Origin of the sequence: Brevundimonas sp. (genome assembly GCF_036402095.1) — a bacterium.
GTDB lineage: Bacteria > Pseudomonadota > Alphaproteobacteria > Caulobacterales > Caulobacteraceae > Brevundimonas.
Genome location: NZ_DASWTO010000165.1, coordinates 1 through 7,001 on the forward strand (window position 1 = coordinate 1; position 7,001 = coordinate 7,001).

The window sequence follows — 7,001 nt, forward strand, 5'->3', positions numbered from 1 at the left end:
GACGCCGCCTATCAGGCCTTCATGATCACGAACGACATCGCCGACTTCGCCACCGCCAAGGCGTCGCTGGCGGCGAACTACCAGGCCCAGTCCGCCGAGGCCCTGTCGCTGCGCGCCCAGCTGAACCAGGCGACGCAGCGCCTCAACACCCTCGAGGCGCAGCTGGCGCAGCAGCCGGCCGAGGTGGTGCTGCAGCAGGATCTCAATGTCTCGGCCCAGAACCAGATCCTCGAACTGCGCACCCAACGCGAGGCCCTGCTGTCGCGCTACACGCCGGACGCCCAGCCCGTGAAGGACATCGACCAGCAGATCGCCGACCTGCAGGCCTATGTCGCCACCGGCACGACGGTCGGCGCCAAGGAGGTTCGCACCGGGCCGAGCACCGTCTTCACCGCCATCGAGACGGCCCGCATCACCGCCGCCGCCGATCGCGACGGTCTGGCCGCGCGCCTGGCCGTGGCCGAGCGCCAACTGGCCACGCTGCGTTCGCGGCTGGCCGAATTGACGCGGCTGGAATCGACCAACGCCAATCTGGCCGGCAATCGCGAGGTGCTGACGGCCAGCATCCGTGAGTTTCAGCAGCGCGAGGCCCAGGCGCGCGCGGACAACGCCCTCGTCGCCGCCGGAGCCGACAACGTCACCGTCATTGAGCGCGCCGAGGCGCCGACGCGGGGCTCCAGCCTGAAAGCCCCGCTGCTCGCCGTGGTCTTCCTGTTCGCTGGCTTTACCGCCCTGTGCGTCGGCCTCCTTCGGGTGTTCACCCGCCGCGGCTACGTCACGCCCGCCTCGACCGGCCGGACCCTCGAGATGCCGGTGCTGGCCGTGGCCCCGATGAAGGCCCGCTGATGCGCGCCTCCGCGCCCGTCATGGTAGCGTAGGGGCCTGTAGCCGGGCGCGTAGCGATTCGATGGTCGATCTGACATCCGAAATGGCCGCTCTCTGGGCGGCGCTGGGCCCGGCGCCGGGTCACCGCGGACGCGTGATCCAGATCGCCGCGGCCAATTCGGGCGAGGGGGTCTCGACCGTGGCGCGGGAGTACGCCCGGCTCGCCGCCGTCCGCGCCCGTCGCCCGGTCTGGCTGATCGATGCGGACCTGGCGCAGCAGGGACAGATGGAGGCCGTGGCGGCCGAGCCGGATCGCTTCGGCGCGCTTGGCAAACCTGCGATGGCCACGCCCGACGGCTCGATCTTCTTCGCCGTCACACCGCGGATCACCGACCGCGCGGGCAAGCCGGTGCATCCGGCCCGGCTGATGACGGCGCGGCCCTGTCTCGGCGGGCGGCTGTGGGTGACCCGGTTCGCGACCGAGCACCTGCGCTCCGGCCAGCGGGCCGAGGGTCTGGCGGATCCCCGCTACTGGGACGCGCTGCGCCGGCACGCCGACACCGTGGTCATCGACAGTCCCGCCGCCGACCGCAACGACATGGCCATCACCCTGGCGCCCTTCGTCGACGCCACCGTGCTGGTGGTGGCCGCGGAGAGCACGGCGGCGGGCGATCCCCTGATCCTGCGCGACGAGATTGAGGCGGCCGGCGGCAAGATCGCCGGCGTCGTGGTCAACCGTTCGACCTACAAACCGCCGGCGTTCTTGAAGCGGCTGACGGGTTGACGGTCGGGGCATCAACCTTGACGGGTGGACGGCTCCACGGCACCATCGAGACTGGAACCTTGCCGGGAGAGCCGCCATGCGCCTTATGATCGTTTGCCTCTGCCTTGCCGTCATGTCACCGCTCGCCGCCTGCGGCACCGTCGACGAGGCCTCCGCCACGACCGCCGCGCAGCCGCAAGCCTCGGACGCCGCGATGCGAGCCTCCCGGGCGCAGGCTGCGGCGCAGTCAAACGCCGCGGTCGATCGCGCGTTGCGCGGCGGCTGACTCAGATCGCGGTGGCGCGCTCCAGGCGCGCCAATTCGCGCGCGCCGTAGAAATGCGGCTCGAAACCCTTCATCCAGAACAGCTTGCCGACGCCCCGCGCCGTGCGGTCGTAGAGGTCCGCCCGCTTCGGACTGCGGATCAGGGTGAGGGCGGCGGCGCCGAAGCCCCAGACCACCGCCTGGCCGGCCCCGATGATCATCCAGCGTGCCACGGCCGGCCAGTCGCGGCTGGCCGCCGCCGTTTGACTGGGGCCCTGGCCATAGGCGAAGGCGCGGGCGAGAGCGTATCGCAGCGTCGCCCGGTGGGCGGGGGCGAACTCCTCCACCACAGCCTCCGCGGCCCAACCAAAGCGGCCTCCGCGGGCCCGCAGAGCCGCGAACAGGGCGTCGTCTTCCCCGCCGGCCTGGTCCGAGGCGGCGTCGAAGGGGGCAGGGCCGGGGAGGGCGGTGGCCCGCACCATCAGCGAATTGCCGCAGCCGTAAGGGCTGTCGATCAGGCCGGTGCGGTCCGGCCCCTCGCGCCCGAAGAACCGCTCCAGATACGGCTTCAACCAGGAGGCGGCCTCGGGGGCGCGGCCGGTGATGGGGCCGAACACCGCGTCCGCGCCGGTGGTCTCCCGGGCCTCGATCAACGCGGCCAGCCAGCGGGGCGAGGCGGCTTCGTCGTCGTCGAGAAAGGCGATCAGCGGCGCACGGGTGGCGGCGAGCCCGGCGTTACGGGCCGTCGCCACCCCGGGCCGCGGCGCGTGAACATAGAGCAGCGGCCATGGCGCCAGCCGCCGCAAGGCCTCGATTCCGGCCATGGCCGATCCCGAGGGATCGTTGTCGACGACCACGATCTCCGCAATCCGGTCGCCGACGCCCGTCTGGCTGAACAGCGAACGCAAGGCCCGCTCCAGGCTTTCCGGCCGCCGCAGGGTCGGAATAATGATCGCAACGTCGGCCATCACACCGCCTCCGCATAGAGAGCCGCGCGGTACAGGCGCAGCGAGAAGGCCCGCGCCGAGACCGGCAGCCAGCCGGCCTCGGCCGCCCCGCGCATTCGCCGCCGTAGCCACGACAATCCCGGCAGGCGCTTCAGCAGCCTGGCCGCCCTGTAGCTCGGATAGGCGGCGACGATCTCCGGGTGACGGCTGGCCATGCGGGCGAAATTGGGCGCCGACTGCTCGTACTTGCCAGCCAGCGAGGCCACGGTGTCCAGGCCCATGTGGGTGGCGGCGTTGTCGAGGTGAACGACGCGGAAGCGGCGCGACACCCGCATGGCCCACTCCACATCCTCCCAGCCCCAGCCGGTGAAGCCGGCGTCGAACGCCTCGGCCTCGAACACGTCGCGCCGAACCAGCAGATTGGAGGTGTAGACGTATTTCTCGGGCTGCTTCGCCCGCTTGGTATAGGGCACGCACTCCGACTTCGCCGCCATGGCGCGGTGCACGGCGAAACGGGCGTCGGTCGGAGCCTGCAGCAGCGAGAAGCCGCCGAAGGCCACGGCCGGGTCCTCGCGCGCCACCAACTCGGCCCAGTCGCGTAGAAAGCGCCGATGATCCGGCCGCATGTCGCTGTCGAGGAACAGCAGGCTGCCGCCGCGCGCCGCCGCCGCCAGCCGGTTGCGGCCGATGGAACGGCCTTCGTTGGCGGGCAGGGTGATCAGCCGGGCGGGCAGGGCCATGGCCCGGATCTGCGCCGTCAGCCGCGCCGTCAGCGCGGGGTCCCGCGTGCCGTCATCCAGCACGATCACCTCGACCGCGCCGCCGACGGACGCGGCCTCCTCGTCGAGCAGGGCCAGGAGGTCCGACGGGTCGTCGCGCAGGAACGGGGTCAGCACCGACAGAGCGGGTCTGGCGCGCTTCCAGGCGGCGTTGTCGGTGATCTTCGCGCGGGCGGTCATGCCGTCGCCTTCCGTCGCCGCGCCAGCAGCCGCGCGGCCACATCCCGGACGCCGGCCGCGTTCAGCGTCAGGGCTGCGGCGGCGTAGACCGCTCCGCCGGCCGTGGCGTCCAGCGCCAGTTCGGCGAGGCCGCCGATGGCCGGAAGTCGCGCCACCACCAAGGCCATCACCGCAGTCGCGACGGTGCAGCGGATCAAATTCTCCCACGGGATCGGCAAGGTCATGACCCGCCGCCCAATCATCTGCGTCGCCAGCAGGCCGAGGCCGAAGCTCGCGGCCGTCGCCCAGGCCGCGCCCATCAGGCCGAACCGCGGCACCAGGATCAGGTTGAGCAGCACGTTCATCGCCGCCGGAACCGCCATGGCGACGAGCAGCAGTTTCGTCTTCTTGCCCAGGGTGAAGGCCTGGCCGAAATAGTAGGCGGTGAGGCCGTAAAGCAGGGCCGAAAGAGCGATCCAGGGCGTCACGCTGGCGGCTGCGATGCGCAGGTCCTCGCCGATCAGCACCTCGGACAGGGGGCGCGCGACCAGCGCCACGCCCGCCGCCGCCGGCAGGCCGATCAGCAGGAAGGTCGACAGCTGCTCGCGGGCGGCCGTCTTCAACCGCTCCGGGCCGCCGCGCTCCAGCGCCATGACCAGCGCCGGCTGCCCGGCCGAGCCCAGCCACAGGAACAGCACGTCCAGGGTCCGGTTGGCGATCGAATAGCCGGCGTGATAGGCGCCCACGGCCGCCTCGTCCATGAAGGCCGCCAGCAGGAAGCGGTCGGTCGACGACAGCACGACGGTCAGCGCCAGCGAGGCCGCGATCGGATAGCCGTACACGGCATAGCCCCGCACCCGGGCCGGTTCGAAGGCCCCGCCGCGCGCCTGCCTCAGTTCGCCCGGCAGGACGAAGGGCAGGGCCGCCAGGGGGGCCAGTCCGACACCCAGCAGCGGCGCGGCGGCGCCCCATCCGGCGACGGCGAAGGCGATGCCGACCGCCAGGCCGCCGATGGTCACGGCGATGTCGAGCCCCGCGGCCTTGCCAACTTCACCGGCGGCGCGATAGCGCTCCTGGCCCAGCTTGACGAGGCTGCGGGCCGGCACGCCCGCCAGACCCGCGACCAGCGCAATCCGGAACAGCGGGTCGCCCGGCCAGATCCACGCCGTCAAAACCGTCATCGCCAGGAAGGCCAGGCTGAGCCCGAAGGCCGTCCGGTAAAGGCTGGCGAAATGTCCCCGTGTCGCGGCGCCCGGTCCCTGCGCCGCCCAGAACCGGGCCATCGCCGCCTCCAGCCAGCTGAACACGGCCACGTGGGCCAGGGTCATGACCGAGAAGGCGAGGGCGTAGCGCCCGAAATCCTCGGGGCTGAGCAGGCGCGTGAACAGCACGATCGACGCGAAGCCGACCACGCCCTGGACGATGTTGGCGGGCAGGTAGCCCCAGACGCCGCGCCAGAACATCAGCGAACCGCCGAACGATCGCCGAGCAGAACCGGCACGGTGATCGCCATGATCCACAGGTCGAGCCACAGAGACTGGCGCTCGACGTATTCGATGTCGAGGCGCACGCGGGCTCGCACGTCCTGCGCCGTATGCAGAGGGCCGCGCGATCCGTTGACGGCGGCCCAGCCGGTCATGCCGGGCTTGATGCGGTGGCGATGGGCGTACTCGGCGACGAGGCGGGCGCTCTCGACGTGGCCGGTCTTCATGCCGATGGCGTGCGGCCGGGGCCCGACCAGCGACATCTCGCCGGTGATGACATTGAGCAGCTGCGGCAGCTCGTCGAGGCTGGTCTTGCGGATGAAACGGCCGACGCGGGTGATGCGGTCGTCGTCGTGGGTCACCTGGCGGCTGGCCGTGGCGTCGGCGGCCTCCTGCTTCATCGAGCGAAACTTCCACACCACGATTTCCTCGTGATTGAAGCCGTGGCGGCGCTGCCGGAAGAAGATCGGGCCGGGGCTATCCAGCCGGATCGCCACGGCGATCAGGGCCATCAGCGGCGCCAGCAGCAGCAGGGCGACCAGCCCGATCACCATATCCTGAAGCCGCTTGTTGAAGGCGCGACGGTCGTGGTCGACGGGGCCCTGAACGTCGGCCAGCGGCGCCGCGGCCAGACGATTCAGCGCCGAGCGTGTCTCGGCCTCGCCGGCCGGCTCGACCAGCAGGGTGACCTCGTTGGGCAGGATGCGCAGCCGGGCCGTCAGCTCGCGGACCCTCGCCTCGGCCTTCGGATCGATGGCGAGGACCACCCGGTCGACATAGGGCGTCATCTTGTGGCTCAGCAGGTCGTCCGCCGTACCCAGCACCGGCACGCCCTCGATGGACCGCGGCGCACGCGCCAGGCGGTCGTCGAAGATGCCGAGCACGTTCAGGTCGCGCCGCTTCAGGGCCTCGCGGATCAGGCTCTCCGCCCGCCGCGTAGCTCCCACCAGCACGATGTTCGGTGTCAGGGCTCCGGACGCCCGCCAGCGTCCGACCATGTCGCTCCAGCCCATGTGCAGGGCGTACAGGCTGATCAGCACAAGCGCGCTCCAGACCAGCCACGCGGTCCATTGCGCCGTCGCCCCCTGAAGCGCCCAGCCCGATATCATGGCGACGAGCGCGCCCGCCGCGACGATCCCCGCCACCGAGGCCAGATGCAGCGACGTCGTCTGTCCGCGCGCGAACCGGTAGCGGCCGAGCGAGCGCATCAGGGTCAGCACGGTCAGCGCGCCGAGGCCGAACGGGACCAGCAGGGAGACGTCCGCGTGCAGCAGCGGCCCGGGTGTCGAGGCCCAGGCGCAGAGCAGGGTCACGGCCGTCACCGCCAGGACGTCGAAGGCCCGGAAATAGTGCGCCGCCAGCCGCGATGCGTGCCGCTGCCGGGCGTTGAGCCAGACTTCAGGCCGGAACGGGCCGCGGCGGGCGGCGCCGTCGGCCGGCGCGGTCCGGTCGGCCGTGATCGCCCCGGCGAGGGCCTGCAGGGCGGGCATGTCGAGGCCGCCGGCCACGGCCGGGTCGGCGTCGAACGAAAGGCGGCTCGCGGCGTCGGTCAATCTCGGCTCGCACTGGCGGGTTCGCCGTCACCTTGCACAGCCCCCCTCACTGCCGCGTTAACGGTGGTCTGCCCTGCGGCCGCTGTCCAAGACCCGTTGCGCCCGCCCGCGCGCTCCGCTATCCACGCCGCCTGCCGGAGACGTGGCCGAGTGGCTGAAGGCAACGGTTTGCTAAATCGTCGTACCCTGTAAGGGGTACCGAGGGTTCGAATCCCTCCGTCTCCGCC

Annotated in this window: 6 protein-coding genes, 1 tRNA gene and 1 pseudogene; 4 read left to right on the top strand and 4 right to left on the bottom strand. The window is 71.6% G+C overall.

Translation table 11 applies throughout. The features are described 5' to 3' along the window. The 3 genes and pseudogenes from VGD32_RS11260 to VGD32_RS11270 all read left to right on the top strand — a co-directional run. Positions 1-846: pseudogene (locus VGD32_RS11260) on the top strand (chain-length determining protein); the annotation flags it as partial. Between the two features lie 61 nt (positions 847-907). Further along, positions 908-1,609: a hfsB gene (locus VGD32_RS11265; protein WP_331031979.1), complete on the top strand. Its 702-nt coding sequence runs from the start codon at positions 908-910 to the stop codon at positions 1,607-1,609. A gap of 76 nt (positions 1,610-1,685) precedes the next feature. Then, positions 1,686-1,874 (top strand): hypothetical protein, encoded by a 189-nt coding sequence (locus VGD32_RS11270; protein ID WP_331031980.1) that lies wholly within the window; start codon positions 1,686-1,688, stop codon positions 1,872-1,874. A 1-nt stretch (position 1,875) separates the two neighbouring features. Here the strand turns inward: VGD32_RS11270 and VGD32_RS11275 are convergent, their stop codons facing one another. The 4 genes from VGD32_RS11275 to VGD32_RS11290 are packed head-to-tail and all read right to left on the bottom strand — an operon-like array spanning position 1,876 to position 6,774. Then, the gene (locus VGD32_RS11275) at positions 1,876-2,820 is read right to left on the bottom strand and encodes a glycosyltransferase family 2 protein (protein ID WP_331031981.1); all 945 of its coding nucleotides are present in this window, start codon (positions 2,818-2,820) and stop codon (positions 1,876-1,878) included. Further along, positions 2,820-3,758 (bottom strand): glycosyltransferase family A protein, encoded by a 939-nt coding sequence (locus VGD32_RS11280; protein WP_331031982.1) that lies wholly within the window; start codon positions 3,756-3,758, stop codon positions 2,820-2,822. Before VGD32_RS11280 ends, VGD32_RS11275 begins: the two co-directional genes overlap by 1 nt. Beyond that, on the bottom strand, positions 3,755-5,200 hold the full coding sequence (locus VGD32_RS11285; RefSeq protein ID WP_331031983.1) for a lipopolysaccharide biosynthesis protein: 1,446 nt from the start codon (positions 5,198-5,200) through the stop codon (positions 3,755-3,757). The genes VGD32_RS11280 and VGD32_RS11285 overlap by 4 nt, the downstream gene beginning before the upstream one ends. Then, positions 5,200-6,774 (bottom strand): exopolysaccharide biosynthesis polyprenyl glycosylphosphotransferase, encoded by a 1,575-nt coding sequence (locus VGD32_RS11290; protein ID WP_331031984.1) that lies wholly within the window; start codon positions 6,772-6,774, stop codon positions 5,200-5,202. Before VGD32_RS11290 ends, VGD32_RS11285 begins: the two co-directional genes overlap by 1 nt. Positions 6,775-6,910: 136 nt before the next feature. On the opposite strand from VGD32_RS11290, the gene VGD32_RS11295 reads away from it, so the two are divergent. Continuing rightward, positions 6,911-6,999 (top strand) — tRNA-Ser (locus tag VGD32_RS11295). Positions 7,000-7,001: the final 2 nt, after the last annotated feature.

Coding starts and splice junctions, on each gene's coding strand:
- VGD32_RS11275 (WP_331031981.1), bottom strand. CDS start 2,820: ATGGCCGACGTTGCGATCATTATTCCGACCCTGCGGCGGCCGGAAAGC.
- VGD32_RS11270 (WP_331031980.1), top strand. CDS start 1,686: ATGCGCCTTATGATCGTTTGCCTCTGCCTTGCCGTCATGTCACCGCTC.
- VGD32_RS11285 (WP_331031983.1), bottom strand. CDS start 5,200: ATGTTCTGGCGCGGCGTCTGGGGCTACCTGCCCGCCAACATCGTCCAG.
- VGD32_RS11280 (WP_331031982.1), bottom strand. CDS start 3,758: ATGACCGCCCGCGCGAAGATCACCGACAACGCCGCCTGGAAGCGCGCC.
- VGD32_RS11265 (WP_331031979.1), top strand. CDS start 908: ATGGTCGATCTGACATCCGAAATGGCCGCTCTCTGGGCGGCGCTGGGC.